Source organism: Stenotrophomonas sp. GD04024, from assembly GCF_029837545.1.
Lineage (GTDB): Bacteria > Pseudomonadota > Gammaproteobacteria > Xanthomonadales > Xanthomonadaceae > Stenotrophomonas > Stenotrophomonas forensis.
Map to the genome: position 1 here is coordinate 1 of NZ_JAOEDV010000028.1, position 17,246 is coordinate 17,246.

Here is a 17,246-nt window from a genome sequence, read left to right on the forward strand (position 1 = left end):
TGCCGTTGCCTGCCGCAGGCAGCGCCCGCGGCCGCCGCCGCAAAGGAAACCCCTTAGATCTTCTTCGCCAGCGACTCAGCCAGGCCGGTGTAGCTGCCCGGAGTCATCTCCAGCAGGCGCTGCTTCGCATCCGCCGGCAGCTCCAGCCCCTGCACGAACGCCCGCATCGACTCGGCGGTGATGCCCTGGCCACGGGTCAGCGCCTTCAGCTGCTCGTACGGGTTCGGCAGGCCGTGGCGACGCATCACCGTCTGCACGGCCTCGGCCAGCACTTCCCAGGCCGCGTCCAGATCGGCGTCCAGGCGCTGCGGGTTCACTTCCAGCTTGCCCAGGCCCTTGGCCAGCGAATCCAGCGCCACCTGGCTGTGGCCGAACGCGGTGCCCAGCGCACGCAGCACGGTGGAGTCGGTCAGGTCACGCTGCCAGCGGCTGATCGGCAGCTTCGCGCTGAAGTGCTCGAACAGCGCGTTGGCGATGCCGAAGTTGCCTTCGGCGTTCTCGAAATCGATCGGGTTGACCTTGTGCGGCATCGTCGACGAGCCGACTTCGCCTTCCTTCAGGCGCTGCTTGAAGTAGCCCAGCGAGATGTAGCCCCAGATGTCGCGGGCCAGGTCGATCAGGATGATGTTGGCGCGGCGCGCGGCATCGCCGATCTCGGCGACGTTGTCGTGCGGCTCGATCTGCGTGGTGTACGGGTTGAACACCAGGCCCAGGCCGGTCACGAAGCGCTCGGCGAAGGCCGGCCAGTCCACGTCCGGGTAGCTGGCCACGTGCGCGTTGTAGTTGCCGACCGCGCCGTTGATCTTGCCGGTCAGTTCGACTGCGGCAATCTGCTTGCGCTGGCGTTCCAGGCGCGCGACCACGTTGGCCAGCTCCTTGCCCAGCGTAGTCGGTGAGGCGGTCTGGCCATGGGTGCGCGACAGCATCGGCTGGCCGGCCTGGGCGTGGGCCAGGGTGCGCAGGGTGGCGGCGATGCCGTCCAGGGTCGGCAGCAGCACTTCGCGGCGGGCCTGTTCCAGCATCAGGCCGTAGCTGAGGTTGTTGATGTCTTCGCTGGTGCAGGCGAAATGCACGAATTCCAGCGCCGGAGCCAGCTCGGTGTCGTCCTTCAGCTGTTCCTTGATGAAGTACTCCACCGCCTTGACGTCGTGGTTGGTGGTGCGCTCGATCTCCTTCACGCGCGCGGCCTGGGCCGGGCTGAAGTTGGCGGCCAGCGCGCGCAGGCGGGCGACGGCGGCGTCGGAGAACGGGGCCAGTTCGACGATGCCCGGCTCGGCGGCCAGGGCCAGCAGCCATTCCACCTCGACCACGATGCGGGCCTTGATCAGGCCATATTCGGAGAAGATCGGGCGCAGGGCGTCGACCTTGCCGGCGTAACGGCCATCAAGCGGGGACAGGGCGAGCAGGGCGGAATCGGACATGTCGGCAGGGCGGGGACGAGCGGCGGGGGCCATATTCTACGACGTGCCGGCGTGGTGGTGCCGGCCGCCGGCCGGCAATCACGCCCGGCCAGCGATTCCATGCGCTGCCGGCCAGCGGCCGGCACTACCCTGGAGCGTGCAGAACGGCCGTGCAGGCGGAACGATCTGGCCCGCCCTCGTCATCCCACGCTGCAGGCAAGGGAGTATCGTTGTCGCAGCCGCCAGCCCGGGAAGCGACACCCTGCCAGCCGCCGCTTCCCTTTCCCCAACTGAAGTAGTGCGGAGTTGATGCAATGAGCAAAGCTGCAAGCAAGGGTGCCACCCCGGGATTCCGGATCGAACATGACAGCATGGGCGAGCTGCAGGTGCCTGCCGATGCCCTGTGGGGTGCGCAGACCCAGCGCGCCGTACAGAACTTCCCGGTCTCGGGCCAGCGCATGCCGCGTGGTTTCATCCGCGCTCTGGGCCTGGTCAAGGGCTCTGCCGCCGGCGTCAACGCCGAGCTGGGCCACCTGCCCAAGACCGTGGCCAAGGCGATCCAGGTCGCGGCCGCCGAAGTGGCCGCCGGTGACTGGGACGCGCATTTCCCGATTGACGTCTACCAGACCGGTTCGGGCACGTCCTCGAACATGAATGCCAACGAGGTCATCGCCACCCTGGCCAACCGCGCCGGCAAGGCGGGCAAGACCACGGTGCATCCCAACGACCACGTCAACCAGGGGCAGAGCTCCAACGACGTGATCCCGACCGCGCTGCGCGTGTCGGCGGTGCTGGCGGCGCATGAACAGCTGCTGCCGGCGCTGGTGCACCTGCGCAAGACCCTGGACAAGAAGGGCCGCAGCCTGCGCAAGGTGGTCAAGACCGGGCGCACCCACCTGATGGATGCGATGCCGCTGACCTTCGAGCAGGAGTTCGGCGCGTGGTCGGCGCAGCTCGCCTCGGCGCAGGAACGCATCGAGGACAGCCTCAAGCGCGTGCGCCGCCTGCCGCTGGGCGGTACCGCGATCGGCACCGGCATCAATGCCGACCCGCGCTTCGGCGCGCAGGTGGCCAAGGCACTGAAGCAGCAGACGTCGGTCAAGTTCGACAGCGCCGAGAACAAGTTCGAGGGCCTGGCCGCGCAGGACGATGCGGTTGAACTGTCCGGCCAGCTCAATGCGCTGGCGGTGGCACTGATCAAGATCGCCAATGACCTGCGCTGGATGAACGCCGGTCCGCTGGCCGGGCTGGGCGAGATCGAACTGCCGGCGTTGCAGCCGGGCAGCTCGATCATGCCGGGCAAGGTCAATCCGGTGATTCCGGAGGCGACGGTGATGGCCTGCGCACAGGTGATCGGCCACCACACCGCGATCACCGTGGCCGGGCAGACCGGCAACTTCCAGCTCAACGTCACCCTGCCGTTGATCGCGGTCAACCTGCTCGATGGCATCGGCCTGCTGGCCAATGTGTCCACGTTGCTGGCCGACAGCGCCATCGCCGGCCTGAAGGTGCGCGAGGACCGTGTGGCCGAGGCGTTGGCACGCAACCCGATCCTGGTCACCGCGTTGAACCCGATCATCGGCTACGAGAAGGCGGCGGCGATCGCCAAGCGGGCGTACAAGGAACAGCGCCCGGTGCTGGACGTGGCGCTGGAGGACAGCGGCCTGGACGAGGCCGAGCTGCGTCGCTTGCTGGACCCGACCGCGCTGACTGCCGGCGGCATCCAGGCCGGGGGCGGTGGCGCCGGCGGTTGATCGAACGGCGTGCGGACCAAGGTCCGCACCCACCACACGCAGGAACGCCGCCCTCGGGCGGCGTTTTTCTTCAGCGGCGGTCGGCGACGATGTTGCCGAAGGTGTCGGTGTAGTCCTTGAATTCGGGGATGCGCTGGATCAGGTCTGCCGGAATCACCTCCATGCCCTCCGGCGGCTGGATCTTCACCGGCTGCATGTTCGGGTCGGCCGGGGCGGCGACCAGGGTGTTCTGGCGCAGCACCTGCAGCTTGCCGAACATGGTCTGCAGCATCTGCTTCTGCGCGTCGTCCAGCGGAATCTGGATCTCGTCCACCTTCATCGTGCCATCGCCGAGGATGATGATGTTCGGTGCCGGCGGGCGACGCACGGTGACCATGCCTTCGCTGACGGAAATCTTCGGCTTGCCGCGCTCGGCGCGGTGGTTGCGGTAATCCTTGTCACAGCCGACCAGGCCCAGGCAGAGCAGGGCGGCCAGCAGCAGGAACAACTTCTTCATGGCATTCGGTTCGGGGGCGTCCGGGGCCGCCATTGTAAGCCCGCCAGCGCAGCCCGGCCGGCCCTGGAACGCCGGGGCCGGCCGGGTGCGCTGATTTGTCTCACTTCGAGAACGTGACCGAGTTGTTCTTGCCGCAGTCGTCCACGTCGCTCTGGTCCATGGTTGCGTACGGCTTGAAGGCCGGCAGTTCACGCGCCAGTGCCTGCTGGCTGGCCAGCATCGCCGGCAGGCGTTCGCAGATGCGCTTGGCCTGGGCCTCGATCTTTGCGGCTTCGGCGTTGATGCGCTTCTCCACGCCTTCGCTGTCGCCGCTGAAGATGCCCTTCAGTGCTTCACCGGCCGCATTGGCTCCCAGCTTGGCGCCGGCCAGGCCGACATCCATGCCGTCCATCGCGATGGCCACAACGTGGCCACGGTATTCCTGCAGGTGGCGGCGCTGGGTGTCATTGGCGGTGATTTCCTTGCCCGCGATCAGCAGGCGGCCATCCGGGGTGATTTCAGCGCGTGGCTGCTGGTCGGCGGAGATCTTGATGTTGCCCTCGATGATCTCCTTATGGGCATCTTCAATGGCCTGCTTGACCGTATCGCCGACACCGCTGGTGGCTTCGGCGACGCTCTTGCCGACGGTCTTGTCGGATGGGGAGGAGGTGCCACCGCAGGCGATCAGCGGCAGGCACAGCAGGGTGGCAGGCAACAGGCGCAACAGCTTCATGGTGATCCCCTGGACGTGTCTGGAAGAGATTACTTGCCGCGCGGCAGGGTGACCCTGCCACTGACATTGCGGTGCTCGACGTCGCCGCTGCCGCTGTGGTCGACGGTCAGGCTGCCACGCACGCCGTCGACCTGGATGTCGCCCGAACCGTGGCTGCGGACATGCACATCGCCACCGATGTCGGCCAGGTCGACGCCACCGGAGCCGACCACGCCGACTTCAACGCTGCCCTGCACGCGCTTGAACTCGATATCGCCCGAACCGACGGTATCCAGCCGGGCATTGCCGCGCACATCGCTGATCTTCAGGTCGCCGGAGCCGACCGTACCGGTGCTGGCGTTACCGCTGATGTTGCGCACGTTGACGTCGCCGGAGCCCAGCGACAGCAGGTTCAGCGAACCACCGCCATCGATGTTGAGGTCGCCCGAGCCCACTGCCGCATGGATGTCGCCGCGGGTGCCGCGAGCCACCGCATCACCGGAGCCGACATCCACGCTGAGCGACTGTGCGTTCTCCACGCTGGCGTCGCCGGAGCCGACCTTGAGCTGCAGCGGCAGGTTGTCCGGCACGCTGCCGCGGATATCCAGCCAGGCGTAGCTGTTGCCGAGGCTGATGCCACTGTTGCGGCCTTCGCGGCGCAGGCTTACCACCAGCTTGTCGCCCTCCTTGCGCTGGTCCAGCACCAGCTGATCAAGCCACTCCTGGCTGGAGGCACAGGCACGACCGTCAAGCTGGCCGCCGCCCTTGCTGGCGACGATCTTCAGGTCATGCTGGTTGACTTCGAACACCACCGCCCGGGCACCGGCCACATCCAGCTTCAACGTGCGCGCAGCAGTGAACTTGCAGTTCGGGGCATCGGCGGCGAGTGCCGACAGCGGCAACAGCAACAACGCGGAACAGGTGAGCAGGGAACGCATGGGTGGTGCCTCCAGGTGGATGGAATCAGATCTCGCCGGCGCGCTTGCGCAGGCGGATGGCGAGGAAGATGAACACTGCACCGACGGCGGCACCGATCCACAGTTCCGGCATCGCCAGGGATTGCAGCTGTGCTCCGGGGCCAAGCAGTGAGGCGATGGACTTCAGGTCGCTGTGCGAATTGTCCACACCGACGCGGTACACCAGGTCCATGCCCGGAACGGCACCCAGCAGCAGGCGGCCGACGATGTTCTGCCAGAACCAGCCGGTGGTCAGCCCGATCAGCGGCATGACCTTGGTGGTGCTGATGATGACGCCGGCGAACAGTGGCAGCATCACCGCCCACAGGAACGGCTTGGTGCGCGCCCAGGCCGAGCACAACAGCAGCCAGCCGGCGGTAGGCAGCGCCCACAGGGCGTAGACCGGGATCCAGGCCAAGTGGCCGGCGGCCAGGGTCAGCGGGCTGGCCGGCCCCCAGATCAGCGTCATCGGGCTGCCGCCGTGGGCCAGCGCAACGAGGCTGATCACCAGCATGAAGCCGAACATGGTGATGATGCCGGCGATCACGGCAATCAACGGTGCGATGATCAGTGCACTGATCACCTTGGACAGCACGGTCTGGGTGTCCGACAGCGGCAGCGACTTCCAGAACAGGATGCTGCGGTCGCGACGGTCGTCGTAGAGCGCGCCCAGGCAGTAGAAGAACACCACGAAGGCCAGCACCAGGAACGGCCAGGCCGAGCTGAGCACCAGGGTCAGGTCGAGGCCGTTGCCAAGGTCGGCCAGGTCCTTGCCATTGATGTTGCGGGTGAGCAGTGCCAGGTCCAGGCCATTGACGTTGACGCTTTCGCCATCGACGTGCAGCCCGCCACTGCGTGCCGCGCGGTTCAGCGCGAACAGGCCGAAGGCGATGCCGATGCTGCTCATCACCAGCGAGATGAGGCCGGCGATCAGCGGCGCGTAGAGGAAGCCGCCGCGGTTTTCCCAGTACTCGCGCTTGAGCAGCCAGCGCAGGGTGCCCAGCGGACTGACGGGGTGGTTGACGGCATTCATGCGTAGGTCCCCTTCATGATGGCGACGAACAGGTCGGCCAGGCCCGGGATGCGGGTCTCGCCAAGGGTTGAAAGCTGGTCGCGTGGTACGCCATCGAACAGCATCACGGTCTTGCCGAACGCCAGGCTGCGCTCGTCGATCGGCTTCAGCGCGCGGGCGGTTTCCAGCTGGTCGGCATTGACCAGCAGCTCGGTGTAACGCTGGCCGACGTCGTCCATTTCCGCATCGAGCACGATGCGGCCATCGCGGATGAACATCACGTCGCTGAGGATGTGCTCGATCTCTTCCACCTGGTGGGTGGTGACGATGATGGTCTTCTGCTCGTCGAAGTAGTCTTCCAGCAGGCGCTGGTAGAACTCCTTGCGGTACAGGATGTCCAGGCCCAGGGTGGGTTCGTCCAGCACCAGGATGCGGGCATCGATGGCCATCACCAGTGCCAGGTGCAGCTGCACGATCATGCCCTTGGACAGTTCGCGCACGCGCTGCTTGGGCTGCAGCTTGGTGTTGGCCAGGAAGCGCTCGCAGCGGGCGCGGTCGAAGCGCGGGTGGACGCCGGCCACGAAATCGATCGCCTCGCGCACCTTCAGCCAGCGCGGCAGCACGGCAACGTCGGCGATGAAGCAGATGTCGTTCATCAGCTCGTCGCGGTGCAGCCGCGGGTCGCGGCCGAGCACGTTGAGTTCGCCTTCCACCGAGGTCAGGCCGAGGATGGCCTTCAACGCGGTGGTCTTGCCCGCGCCGTTGGGGCCGATCAGGCCGATGATGCGCCCGCTCGGAATGCTGAAACTGGCATCGTCGAGGGCGACCGTGGTCTTGTAGGCCTTGCGCAGGCCTCGGGCGGTGATGACCGATTCACTTGTAGTGCTATTCATCAGACTTTCCCCTGGGGCAGCAATTCGTCGAGGCTCAGGCCCAGGCGCTGGATGCGCTCCAGCACCGCCGGCCATTCTTCGTTGAGGAAGCGGTCCCGCTCACTGCTGCGCAGCTGCGTGGCCGCCTGCTCGGTCATGAACATGCCCAGGCCGCGGCGCTTCTCGACCAGGCCTTCATCGGCCAGTTCCTGGTAAGCGCGCGAAACGGTGATGGGGTTGAGTTGATAGTCGGCGGCCACCTGGCGCACCGAAGGCAGGGCATCGCCCGGCTTGAGGATTCCGTCGAGCATCATGGCGATCACACGCTCCTTCAACTGACGGTAGATGGGAGCGCCGTCGCTCCACTGGATGTCGCTCATATTCAGCTCCGTGGGGTCAGCGGCTGGGCGAACGAGAAATACGGCATGGACAGGGAGCTGTGCAGCCGACGCGGGGGAGGGGGGGAGGAGTCGGCGTTCCCTGCCGGCGAAGCGGTTGTGTCCTGTGCACTGCCGGAGGGCAGTGCGGTGGCGGGAGAGGCGGGCACGGCCAGCCAGGTGAGCACGAGCAGGGTGGAAACTGCAGTGACCGCAGGCGCGGTGAGCGTGCGACGCATCCGGGTGTTCATGGCTTCCCCCTGTCTCAGGTGACTGGTGTTGTATGCAACTATAACACCGGCACGCCGCCGTGCAAGTCCTTGCCGGCCCCAACTGATGGCAGGGGTGGTCATATCGCCGAAATATCCCATCAAGCAGTTGATTCTAAAGAGAAATAAATCTGTCGTGCGGCGAGGGGGCGATCGGGCTTCCATTCAGTGATGTCCATGCCATGTCATCACTGCGGTGCGCCGGCAGGCTGGGCCAGGCAAACGCCATGCCGCGCAAAGCCATCCGGGGCCTGTGCCATCAGGGCGGCAGAGGCCCGGTGCTATAGTTCGGCCGATTCCCGGCCGGTAGCGGCCGGGCCCTGTGAATGGCTACCGCGGACTGTTCCTGATGCCTCTGTCGACCGTTTCCCCGCGCCGCATGCGCGGCCTGTCCCTGCTGGTCCTGATCGTGGCTGGTGTCGCTGGTTCGGCCAGTGCCCTGGCGGCCGATCTGCTCGACCTCGAGTACCGGCCGCTGGCCAGCAAGCAGCAGGTCAACCTGCAGCAGCGCTACCACGGGCAGGTGCTGCTGGTGGTCAACACCGCCAGCAAATGTGGCTACACGCCGCAGTACGAAGGCCTGGAGGCGCTGCAGAAGCGCTATGCCGGCCGCGGCTTCGCCGTGCTCGGGTTCCCGTCCAATGATTTCAAGGGCCAGGAGCCGGGTGACGAAAAGCAGATCCAGGATTTCTGCACGCTGACCTATGGCGTCAAGTTCCCGATGTTCGAGAAGGTACACGTGGTCGGGACCGAGGCCACGCCGCTGTACCAGCGGCTGACCGCTGCGACCGGCGTCGCGCCGGGCTGGAACTTCCACAAGTACCTGGTCGGCCGCGATGGCAAGGTCATCGCCCAGTTCGCCAGCAAGGTCACGCCGGACGATCCGCAGCTGACCGCGGCCATCGACAAGGCCCTGGCCGCAGCGGCCACGCATTGATATCCGCCACGCATGCCTCGACATCTCCGGCATGCGTGCGACAATGTTTCTTTTCGCGCCGACGTCGGCGCCCAGACACTTCCAGGAATGCAGCGAATGAAGATGGGAATGCGCGGCGCCGCGGCGTCGGTTCTGATTCTGGCGATGGGCACTTCGGGTGTCGCTCTGTCGCAACAACCGGCTGCCCCCGCAGCCGCCAAGGAGACCGCAACCTTGAATTCCCCCAAGCAGAAGCTCGGCTATGCCATCGGCCTGGACGTGGCCAAGTCGTTCACCCCGATTGCCGATGAGATCGACGTTGCCGCCCTGCGTACCGCGGTGGAGCGTTCGTTCGAAGGCCTGCAGCCGCAGATCACCCAGGAACAGGCCAAGGCCACCGATGCCGCCCTGCGCCAGGTCGTGATGGCCCGCAGTGGCCAGCAGGTACCGGGCGTTGCGCCGGGTTCGCAGCCGCCGAAGGTCGATCGCGTCAAGGTGTCGCAGATGATCGGTTCGTACTCGGTCGGTCCGTCGCTGGCGCAGCTGAAGGACGACATCGACGTCGCCTCGCTGTTTGACGCGATCAGCACCGGTCTGAACAAGGGCCAGCCCAAGATGACGGAAGCTGACGCGACCGCCACCATCCAGGCCTTCATGGGCAGCAAGCAGGCTGAAATGCAGGCCAAGGCCGCCGCCGCCGCGCAGACCAACCGCGAAGAAGGCAATGCCTTCCTGGCCAAGAACAAGACCCAGCCGGGCGTGGTGACCACCGCGTCGGGCCTGCAGTACCAGGTCATCCGCCCGGGTAGCGGCGAGCGTCCGCTGCCGAGCAGCAAGGTGCGCGTGAACTACGAAGGCAAGCTGCTCAACGGCACCGTGTTCGACAGCTCCTACGGCCGCCAGCCGGCCGAGTTCGGCCTGGACCAGGTGATCAAGGGCTGGACCGAAGGCGTCGCGCTGATGCCGGTGGGCTCGAAGTACCGCTTCTGGATTCCGGGCAACCTGGCCTACGGCGAAAACGGCACCCCGGGTGGCCCGATCGGCCCGAACGCAACTCTGACGTTCGACGTCGAGCTGCTGGGCGTCCTGCCGTAAGCGACCACGGAGCCTGCACGGACATGCGCGTTGCGATTTTCGGTACCGGTTATGTAGGGCTGGTGACCGGCACCTGCCTGGCCGACGTTGGTCATCAGGTGGTCTGCGTCGACATCGACCAGGCCAAGGTCGATGGCCTCAACCGGGGCATCATCCCGATCTATGAGCCGGGCCTGGAGCCGATGGTGAAGGCCAACCATGCCGCGTCGCGGCTGGCGTTCACCACCGATGCCGCGGCCGCCATCGAGCATGGCCAGGTGGTGTTCATCGCGGTGGGCACGCCGCCGGACGAGGATGGCAGCGCGGACCTGCAGTACGTGCTGGCCGTGGCCCGTACCATCGGCCGGCACATGAGTGTGCCGACCGTGGTGGTCAACAAGTCGACGGTGCCGGTCGGCACGGCCGACAAGGTGCGTGCCGCCATCGCCGAGGAACTGGCCGCACGTGGCGCGGACATCGCCTTCGACGTGGTGTCCAATCCGGAATTCCTGAAGGAAGGCGACGCGGTCGCCGACTGCATGCGCCCGGATCGCATCATCATCGGTGCGACCAGCGAAGAGTCGGTGGCGGTGATGCGCCGCCTGTATGCGCCGTTCAACCGCAACCACGACCGCGTTGTGGAAATGGACGTGCGTTCGGCCGAGCTGACCAAGTACGCGGCCAACGCGATGCTGGCGACCAAGATTTCGTTCATGAACGAAATCGCCAACATCGCCGAACGCGTCGGTGCCGACGTCGAGCAGGTCCGCCAGGGCATTGGCTCGGACCCGCGCATCGGCTGGCACTTCATCTACCCGGGTGCCGGCTACGGCGGCTCGTGCTTCCCGAAGGACGTGCAGGCACTGGCCCGCACCGCCCAGCAGCATGGCCTGGAGCCGAAGCTGCTGAACGCGGTGGAGGCGGTCAACGAATCGCAGAAGGGGCATCTGTTCGCCCTCATCCAGCGTCACTACGACCGGGGCGAGGATGAAGGCGTGCGCGGCAAGACCTTTGCCGTGTGGGGCCTGGCCTTCAAGCCGAATACCGACGACATGCGCGAGGCATCCAGCCGTCGCCTGCTGGCACAGCTCTGGGAAGGGGGCGCCACCGTGCGTGCCTACGACCCTGAAGCCATGCATGAATCGCAGCGGATCTTCGGCGAGCGCGACGACCTGGTGTTCTGCAGCAGTGCCGATGACGCGCTGCAGGGGGCCGACGCGCTGGTGGTGGTGACCGAGTGGAAGCAGTTCCGCAGCCCCGATTTCCAGAAGCTGCGCGAGCAGCTGAAGGACGCGGCGGTGTTCGACGGGCGCAACCTGTATGACCCGGCTGAAGTGGAAGCGGCAGGCCTGGCCTACTACGGCATCGGCCGGGGGCGCTCGCTGCATGTCTGATCTGCTGCCGATCGAACGTGAGCAGGCGCTGGAAGCGCGCCTGGTCGAGCTGGAGATGCGCGTGTCCTTCCAGGAACAGGCGCTGGCCGAACTGAGCGATGCGCTGGCCGATGCCCGCATGCAGGGCATGCGCAACGCCGATGTGTTGCGCGTGCTGCTGGAAGACCTGGGCAAGGTCCGCAACGCACTGAACTCTTCCGATCCGGCGAGCGAACCGCCGCCGCCGCACTACTGATCCGAATCCTATGAGCGATACCCTCCGCGACCAGCTGATGGGCCTGGGCTTCAAGCCCGCCCCCAAGCCCGAGCGCAAGAATGATGGCCCCCGCCGCGATGGCCGCCCGCAGGGCAAGGGTGGCAATGGCAATGGAAAGCCGCAGGGCGCTGGCAAGGGCGAACACAAGCCCGGCGAGCGTCGTGGCCATGGTCATGGCGGCGCCGGCAAGCCCGGCCCGTCGCGTGGCCCCGGCCAGCAAGGCCCGCGCAAGCCGCGCAGCGCCGAAGAGATGGACCTGGCCAAGGCCTACGCCATCCGTGCGCAGAAGGAAAAGGAAGAGCGCATCGAGACCGAGCGCCTGAAGCAGGAAGAAGCACGCGTCCGCCGCGAGGCGAAGGCAAAGCTGGAAGAACTGCTGAAGGACAAGAGCCTCAATGCCGAAGCGGCGGACATTGCCCGCCACTTCCCGTATGGCGGCAAGATCAAGCGCATCTACGTCACCGCCGAACAGCTGACCGCACTCAATGCCGGTGAGCTGGGCGTGGTGCAGCTCAATGGCCGTTACCTGCTGGTGACCGCCGAGGTGCTGGCACAGTCCGAAGCGGTGTTCGCCGCGTCGGTCGCGCTGAAGGTCGACCCGAATGCGCCCGCCGAGGAAGATCCGTACGCGGATCCGCAATACCAGGTGCCGGACGACCTGGTCTGGTAAGCGGAACTGCAGGATGAGGAAAACGCCGGGCATTGCCCGGCGTTTTCGTTACGGGGCGTGCACGGCGCTGCGGCGCGCGCGGATCAGCGGCAGGCTCAGCGCGAAGAAGCACAGCAGCGCACCGACCAGAGCGAAGCCACTGCCGGCCAGGAATGCGGTGCGGCCATCATCGATTTTCCACAGCTGGCCGGCGATGAGTGCGCCCAGCACGCCGCCGACACCGGACGAGAAGCCGTACAGCAGGCCCTGGCCATGGCCATTGAGGCGGCCGGGGAAGTAGGTTGCCAGCATCTGCATCGCGGCCGCGAAGAAGGCAGCAAAGCCCAGCGCGTGTGCGCTCTGCGCGACCAGCATCACCGGCAGGTTTTCCGGGAACAGCGCGGTGACGGCCCAGCGCAGGCAGGAACCGACCAGTGCGATCAGCAGCATCCAGCTGGCGTCATAGCGGCGGAAGAAGCGGCCGATGGTGAAGAACACGCCGACTTCGAACACCACGCCGACGGTCCACAACAGGCCGAGCGTGGACGTGCGGTAGCCGTGATGGTCCATGTAGACCGAGAAGAACGTGTAATACGGGCCGAATGACAGCTGCTCCATGAACGCGGCCAGGAAGAACGCCAGCACCGGCGGGCGCCGCACGATCTGCCAGAAGCCGCTGGCATCGCCATCGGCCTTGCCGATGCCGCGCGCATACTGGTTGCTGAAGGCCGACGCCACCAGCAGGACGAACAGCGGCAGCATCATCCAGGGCAGCAGCCCGGCACGGCTGGCCGAGCCGTCACCTTCGATCAGCCAGCCGAACAGGGTGACGATGGCGATGAAACCGAGCGATCCCCAGACCCGGATCAGCCCGTAGCGATGGCTGTCGCTGCCGAGGTGGGTGAGGGTGATCGATTCGAACTGCGGCATCACCGCGTTGTAGAAGAAGCAGAACACCACCATCGCCGGGTACATCCATGGCTGCGGCAAGGGCAGCAGGAAGGCGGCAAAGCTGAGCAGGGTCAGTACGCAGCCGATGCGCAGCAGGCGGATCGGCCGTGGCGAGGCCGCTGCCATTGAGGTCCAGGTGCTGGGCGCGACCACGCGGGTGGCGTACCACAGCCCCATCATCACGCTGATCGCGGTCACGCTCATGCCGCGCGCGGTCAGGAACAGGCTCCAGTACGGAGTGAACGCGCCGAGCGCCGCGTAGTAGAACAGGTAGAAGCTGGAGAGACGGGCAACGGGAACGGTCATCGCGGAATGATGAAGCAAAAAGGGGACGGAGGGGATCAAGTCGTTTGTGCCACAAACGACTTGATCCCCTCCGTCCCCTTTGTGTGTCATTCGGGGTCGTAGTCGAGGTTGGAGGCCAGCCAGCGTTCGGCCTGGGCGCGGTCCACGCCCTTGCGCCGGGCGTAGTCGCCGACCTGTTCGCGGCTGAGCCGGCCGACCACGAAGTACTGGCTCTGCGGATGGCTGAAGTAGTAGCCCGAAACGGCCGCCGTAGGCAGCATCGCGAAGCTCTCGGTCAGTTCCATGCCGGCGTTCGCTTCGGCCTGCAGCAGGTCGAACAGCCGGCGCTTCTCGCTGTGCTCGGGGCAGGCCGGATAGCCGGGCGCCGGACGGATGCCGCGGAACTGCTCGTCGATCAGGGCTTCGTTGTCCAGCGTCTCGGCGTGGTCGTATCCCCAGAATCCGGTACGCACGCGCTGATGCAGGCGCTCGGCCAGCGCCTCGGCGAAGCGGTCGGCGAGCGCCTTCAGAAGGATCGCGTTGTAGTCGTCATGCTCGGCCTCGAAGCGCGCGACGTGCGCGTCGATGCCGATACCGGCGGTGACCGCGAACGCGCCGATCCAGTCCTGCTTGCCGCTGTCGGCCGGGGCAATGAAATCGGCCAGGCAGAAGTCCGGGCGCTCGGCCGGCTTGTCCACCTGCTGGCGCAGGAAGTGCAGGGTGGTTTCGCCCTGCGGGTGCTGCACGCGCACGTCGTCGCCGATGCTGTTGGCCGGCCACAGCCCGAACACCGCCTTGGCGGTCAGCCACTTCTCATCGACGATGCGGGTGAGCATCGCGCGGGCGTCCTGGTACAGGTCGCTGGCCTGGGTGCCGACGATCTCGTCGGTGAGGATGGCCGGGAACTTGCCGGCCAGTTCCCACGCCTGGAAGAACGGGGTCCAGTCGATGTAGTCGACCAGCTCCGCGAGCGGATAGTCGTCGAACACATGCAGCCCGGGCTGGTTGGGCACAGGCGGCGTATAGGTGTCCCAGCCGCCCTGGAACTTCTGCCCGCGCGCGTGCTCCAGCGTGACCAGGCGCTTGGCGTCGCCGCGGTTGCGATGGCGCGCGCGGATCTCGGCGTAGTCGGCCTCGTTGGCTGCGACGAACGCCTCGCGCAGGTCGCGCGAGATCAACGACTGGGCCACGCCCACCGCGCGCGAGGCGTCCTTCACCCAGATCGTGGGGGCCTGGTAGTGCGGGTCGATCTTCAGCGCGGTGTGCGCGCGGGAGGTGGTCGCGCCGCCGATCAGCAACGGAAGGTCGAAGCCCTGGCGCTGCATCTCGCGTGCGACGTGGCTCATTTCTTCAAGCGATGGGGTGATCAGCCCGGACAGGCCGATGATGTCGGCATGATGCTCGCGTGCGGCATCGAGGATCTTCTGCGCCGGTACCATGACGCCCAGATCGATCACCTCGAAATTGTTGCAGGCCAGGACCACGCCGACGATGTTCTTGCCGATGTCGTGCACATCGCCTTTCACCGTGGCCATGATGATGCGGCCATTGCTCTTGGCCGAATCGCCGCTGCGTGCCTTCTCGGCCTCGATGTAAGGCAGCAGGTAAGCCACCGCCTTCTTCATCACGCGTGCGGACTTCACCACCTGCGGCAGGAACATCTTGCCGGCACCGAACAGGTCGCCGACCACGTTCATGCCGTCCATCAGCGGCCCTTCGATCACGTCCAGCGGGCGGCTGGAGGCCTGCCGCGCCAGCTCGGTGTCCTCTTCCACGAAGGCATCCAGGCCGTGCACCAGTGCATGCGCCAGGCGCTGCGCCACCGGCTTTTCGCGCCAGGTGAGGTCTTCGGTTTTCGCCGCGCCCTTCTTGCCCTTGTAGCGCTCGGCAATCTCCAGCAGGCGCTCGGTCGCATCGCTGCGGCGGTTGAGGATCACATCCTCCACGCGCTCGCGCAGGTCCGGCTCCAGCTCATCGTAGATCGGCATGGCACCGGCGTTGACGATGCCCATGTCCATGCCGGCGGCAATCGCGTGGTACAGGAACACCGAGTGGATGGCCTGGCGCACCGTTTCGTTGCCGCGGAACGAGAAGGACACGTTGGAGACGCCGCCGGAGACATGGCAGTGCGGCAGCGTCTGCTTGATGATGCGGGTGGCCTCGATGAAGTCCACCGCGTAGTTGTCGTGCTCTTCGATGCCGGTGGCGACGGCGAAGATGTTCGGGTCGAAGATGATGTCCTGCGGCGGGAAGCCGCTCTCGTCGACCAGGATGCGGTAGGCGCGGGTGCAGATCTCGACCTTGCGCGCGCAGGTATCGGCCTGGCCGCTTTCGTCGAAGGCCATCACCACTGCGGCGGCGCCGTAGCGAAGCACCTTGCGTGCGTGCTCGCGGAACAGGGCCTCGCCTTCCTTCAGCGAGATCGAGTTGACCACGCTCTTGCCCTGCAGGCACTTCAGCCCGGCCTCGATCACGCTCCACTTGGACGAGTCGACCATCACCGGAATACGCGCGATGTCCGGCTCGGACATGATCAGGTTGAGGTAGCGGGTCATCGCCGCTTCCGAATCGATCAGGCCCTCGTCCATGTTGACGTCGAGGATCTGCGCGCCGCTGGCCACCTGCTGGCGGGCCACATCGACGGCTTCCTCGTAGCGGCCTTCCTTGATCAGCTTGCGGAACTGGGCGCTGCCGGTGACGTTGGTGCGCTCACCGACGTTGACGAACAGCAGGTCCGGGGTGATGACCAGCGGTTCCAGGCCGGACAGGCGGGTATACGACGGGGTGCTCATGCGGCCTGCTGCTCCTGGTTGCCGGGCAGGGCGCGCGGCGGCAGGCCGGCGACCGCTTCGGCAATGGCGCGGATGTGGTCGGGGGTGGAGCCGCAGCAGCCACCGACCAGGTTCAACAGCCCATCCTCGGCGAAGCCACGCAGGGTGGCCGCCATCTCTTCGGGTGTTTCGTCATACTCGCCGAAGGCATTGGGCAGGCCGGCATTGGGGTGGGCGCTGACATGGCACTCGGCAACCTGCGAAAGGGTTTCCACGTGCGGTCGCATCGCAGCGGCGCCCAATGCGCAGTTCAGCCCGATCGACAGCGGCCGCGCATGCGCCAGCGACGCATGGAAGGCCTCGGCGGTCTGCCCGGACAGCGTGCGTCCCGAGGCATCGGTGATGGTGCCGGAAATCATCACCGGCAAGCGTGCACCGCGTGCGTCAAAGGCCTCCTCCAGCGCGTACAGCGCGGCCTTGGCATTGAGCGTGTCGAAGATGGTTTCGACCATCAGCGTGTCGGCGCCACCGTCGATCAGGCCCTCGATCGCTTCGCGGTAGGTGTCGCGCAGTTCGTCGAAGCTGGTGTTGCGGAAGCCGGGATCGTTGACGTCGGGGCTGATGGAAGCGGTGCGGCTGGTCGGGCCGATCACCCCGATGACGAAGCGTGGCTTGTCCGGCGTGGTGGCTTCGACCGCATCGCAGCGCGCGCGTGCCACTGCGGCCCCCGCTTTGTTCAGCTCGTACACCAGGTGTTGCAGGTGATAGTCGGCCTGGCTGACCGAGGTTGCGTTGAAGGTATTGGTCTCGACCAGGTCCGCACCGGCTTCCAGGTAGGCCGTGTGGATGTCGGCGATGACCTCCGGCCGGGTCAGCAGCAGCAGGTCGTTGTTGCCCTTCAGGTCATGGCCTTCCGGCACGCCGTGGTCGCAGCCGGGGCCATGGGCATGGTCGTAGCCACCCGCGAAACGCTCGCCACGGTAATCGTCCTCCTGCAGGCCGTGGCGCTGGATCATCGTGCCCATCGCACCGTCGATGATCAGGATCCGCTCGCGCAGGGCGTCGAGCAGGGCATTGGCACGATCAGGATGCAACCACGGCAGGGCGGACATGCGGTCTCCAG

Annotated in this window: 16 protein-coding genes; 6 read left to right on the forward strand and 10 right to left on the reverse strand. The window is 66.3% G+C overall.

Annotated elements, in window-relative coordinates; genetic code table 11:
- Positions 1-53: 53 nt before the first annotated feature.
- Positions 54-1,421 carry an adenylosuccinate lyase gene (purB, locus tag N7590_RS11135; protein WP_164240932.1) on the reverse strand — a complete coding sequence of 456 codons (1,368 nt, stop codon included), beginning with the start codon at positions 1,419-1,421 and terminating at the stop codon, positions 54-56.
- 293 nt (positions 1,422-1,714) lie between these two features.
- Between purB and N7590_RS11140 the strand changes: the two genes are divergently transcribed.
- Complete coding sequence (locus tag N7590_RS11140) at positions 1,715-3,154, forward strand: class II fumarate hydratase (protein WP_164240933.1); 1,440 nt, start codon at positions 1,715-1,717, stop codon at positions 3,152-3,154.
- Positions 3,155-3,224: 70 nt separating this feature from the next.
- On the opposite strand, the gene N7590_RS11145 is transcribed toward N7590_RS11140, so the two are convergent.
- The 6 genes from N7590_RS11145 to N7590_RS11170 all read right to left on the reverse strand — a co-directional run bounded on the left by N7590_RS11145 (position 3,225) and on the right by N7590_RS11170 (position 7,561).
- Complete coding sequence (locus N7590_RS11145; RefSeq protein WP_053451349.1) at positions 3,225-3,650, reverse strand: hypothetical protein; 426 nt, start codon at positions 3,648-3,650, stop codon at positions 3,225-3,227.
- Positions 3,651-3,750: 100 nt separating this feature from the next.
- Positions 3,751-4,362 (reverse strand): YggN family protein, encoded by a 612-nt coding sequence (locus N7590_RS11150; protein ID WP_164240934.1) that lies wholly within the window; start codon positions 4,360-4,362, stop codon positions 3,751-3,753.
- 29 nt (positions 4,363-4,391) lie between these two features.
- Positions 4,392-5,279 carry a DUF4097 family beta strand repeat-containing protein gene (locus N7590_RS11155; RefSeq protein ID WP_164240935.1) on the reverse strand — a complete coding sequence of 296 codons (888 nt, stop codon included), beginning with the start codon at positions 5,277-5,279 and terminating at the stop codon, positions 4,392-4,394.
- Between the two features lie 25 nt (positions 5,280-5,304).
- Positions 5,305-6,330: an ABC-2 transporter permease gene (locus N7590_RS11160; RefSeq protein WP_053511106.1), complete on the reverse strand. Its 1,026-nt coding sequence runs from the start codon at positions 6,328-6,330 to the stop codon at positions 5,305-5,307.
- A complete protein-coding gene (locus N7590_RS11165) occupies positions 6,327-7,202 on the reverse strand; it encodes an ABC transporter ATP-binding protein (RefSeq protein ID WP_164240936.1) in 876 nt (291 codons plus the stop codon). The genes N7590_RS11160 and N7590_RS11165 overlap by 4 nt, the downstream gene beginning before the upstream one ends.
- Positions 7,202-7,561 (reverse strand): GntR family transcriptional regulator, encoded by a 360-nt coding sequence (locus tag N7590_RS11170; protein ID WP_006453095.1) that lies wholly within the window; start codon positions 7,559-7,561, stop codon positions 7,202-7,204. The genes N7590_RS11165 and N7590_RS11170 overlap by 1 nt, the downstream gene beginning before the upstream one ends.
- A gap of 615 nt (positions 7,562-8,176) precedes the next feature.
- Between N7590_RS11170 and N7590_RS11175 the strand changes: the two genes are divergently transcribed.
- The 5 genes from N7590_RS11175 to N7590_RS11195 all read left to right on the forward strand — a co-directional run bounded on the left by N7590_RS11175 (position 8,177) and on the right by N7590_RS11195 (position 12,137).
- On the forward strand, positions 8,177-8,764 hold the full coding sequence (locus N7590_RS11175; protein WP_164240937.1) for a glutathione peroxidase: 588 nt from the start codon (positions 8,177-8,179) through the stop codon (positions 8,762-8,764).
- 96 nt (positions 8,765-8,860) lie between these two features.
- A complete protein-coding gene (locus N7590_RS11180) occupies positions 8,861-9,838 on the forward strand; it encodes an FKBP-type peptidyl-prolyl cis-trans isomerase (RefSeq protein ID WP_053450241.1) in 978 nt (325 codons plus the stop codon).
- 23 nt (positions 9,839-9,861) lie between these two features.
- Positions 9,862-11,211, forward strand: a complete 1,350-nt coding sequence (locus N7590_RS11185) for a UDP-glucose/GDP-mannose dehydrogenase family protein (protein WP_271261916.1) — start codon at positions 9,862-9,864, stop codon at positions 11,209-11,211.
- Entirely contained in the window at positions 11,204-11,446 is a 243-nt protein-coding gene (locus N7590_RS11190; RefSeq protein ID WP_164240939.1) for a SlyX family protein, read from the forward strand. Before N7590_RS11185 ends, N7590_RS11190 begins: the two co-directional genes overlap by 8 nt.
- Positions 11,447-11,456: 10 nt before the next feature.
- Entirely contained in the window at positions 11,457-12,137 is a 681-nt protein-coding gene (locus N7590_RS11195) for a DUF2058 family protein (RefSeq protein ID WP_053450239.1), read from the forward strand.
- 48 nt (positions 12,138-12,185) lie between these two features.
- On the opposite strand, the gene N7590_RS11200 is transcribed toward N7590_RS11195, so the two are convergent.
- The 3 genes from N7590_RS11200 to N7590_RS11210 form a co-directional block, all read right to left on the reverse strand.
- Positions 12,186-13,373 carry an MFS transporter gene (locus N7590_RS11200; protein ID WP_164240940.1) on the reverse strand — a complete coding sequence of 396 codons (1,188 nt, stop codon included), beginning with the start codon at positions 13,371-13,373 and terminating at the stop codon, positions 12,186-12,188.
- Positions 13,374-13,459: 86 nt separating this feature from the next.
- Positions 13,460-16,144: a methionine synthase gene (metH, locus tag N7590_RS11205; protein WP_279935503.1), complete on the reverse strand. Its 2,685-nt coding sequence runs from the start codon at positions 16,142-16,144 to the stop codon at positions 13,460-13,462.
- Positions 16,141-17,235, reverse strand: coding sequence for a homocysteine S-methyltransferase family protein (locus tag N7590_RS11210; protein ID WP_164240942.1), 1,095 nt, complete (start codon positions 17,233-17,235; stop codon positions 16,141-16,143). Before N7590_RS11210 ends, metH begins: the two co-directional genes overlap by 4 nt.
- Positions 17,236-17,246 lie beyond the last annotated feature (11 nt).

What these genes read in the sequence shown, in the direction of transcription:
- N7590_RS11200 (WP_164240940.1), bottom strand. Translation starts at nt 13,373, where the DNA reads ATGACCGTTCCCGTTGCCCGTCTCTCCAGCTTCTACCTGTTCTACTAC.
- metH (WP_279935503.1), bottom strand. Translation starts at nt 16,144, where the DNA reads ATGAGCACCCCGTCGTATACCCGCCTGTCCGGCCTGGAACCGCTGGTC.
- N7590_RS11155 (WP_164240935.1), bottom strand. Translation starts at nt 5,279, where the DNA reads ATGCGTTCCCTGCTCACCTGTTCCGCGTTGTTGCTGTTGCCGCTGTCG.
- N7590_RS11210 (WP_164240942.1), bottom strand. Translation starts at nt 17,235, where the DNA reads ATGTCCGCCCTGCCGTGGTTGCATCCTGATCGTGCCAATGCCCTGCTC.
- N7590_RS11185 (WP_271261916.1), top strand. Translation starts at nt 9,862, where the DNA reads ATGCGCGTTGCGATTTTCGGTACCGGTTATGTAGGGCTGGTGACCGGC.
- N7590_RS11140 (WP_164240933.1), top strand. Translation starts at nt 1,715, where the DNA reads ATGAGCAAAGCTGCAAGCAAGGGTGCCACCCCGGGATTCCGGATCGAA.
- N7590_RS11160 (WP_053511106.1), bottom strand. Translation starts at nt 6,330, where the DNA reads ATGAATGCCGTCAACCACCCCGTCAGTCCGCTGGGCACCCTGCGCTGG.
- N7590_RS11170 (WP_006453095.1), bottom strand. Translation starts at nt 7,561, where the DNA reads ATGAGCGACATCCAGTGGAGCGACGGCGCTCCCATCTACCGTCAGTTG.
- N7590_RS11165 (WP_164240936.1), bottom strand. Translation starts at nt 7,202, where the DNA reads ATGAATAGCACTACAAGTGAATCGGTCATCACCGCCCGAGGCCTGCGC.
- N7590_RS11145 (WP_053451349.1), bottom strand. Translation starts at nt 3,650, where the DNA reads ATGAAGAAGTTGTTCCTGCTGCTGGCCGCCCTGCTCTGCCTGGGCCTG.
- purB (WP_164240932.1), bottom strand. Translation starts at nt 1,421, where the DNA reads ATGTCCGATTCCGCCCTGCTCGCCCTGTCCCCGCTTGATGGCCGTTAC.
- N7590_RS11180 (WP_053450241.1), top strand. Translation starts at nt 8,861, where the DNA reads ATGAAGATGGGAATGCGCGGCGCCGCGGCGTCGGTTCTGATTCTGGCG.
- N7590_RS11190 (WP_164240939.1), top strand. Translation starts at nt 11,204, where the DNA reads ATGTCTGATCTGCTGCCGATCGAACGTGAGCAGGCGCTGGAAGCGCGC.
- N7590_RS11150 (WP_164240934.1), bottom strand. Translation starts at nt 4,362, where the DNA reads ATGAAGCTGTTGCGCCTGTTGCCTGCCACCCTGCTGTGCCTGCCGCTG.
- N7590_RS11175 (WP_164240937.1), top strand. Translation starts at nt 8,177, where the DNA reads ATGCCTCTGTCGACCGTTTCCCCGCGCCGCATGCGCGGCCTGTCCCTG.
- N7590_RS11195 (WP_053450239.1), top strand. Translation starts at nt 11,457, where the DNA reads ATGAGCGATACCCTCCGCGACCAGCTGATGGGCCTGGGCTTCAAGCCC.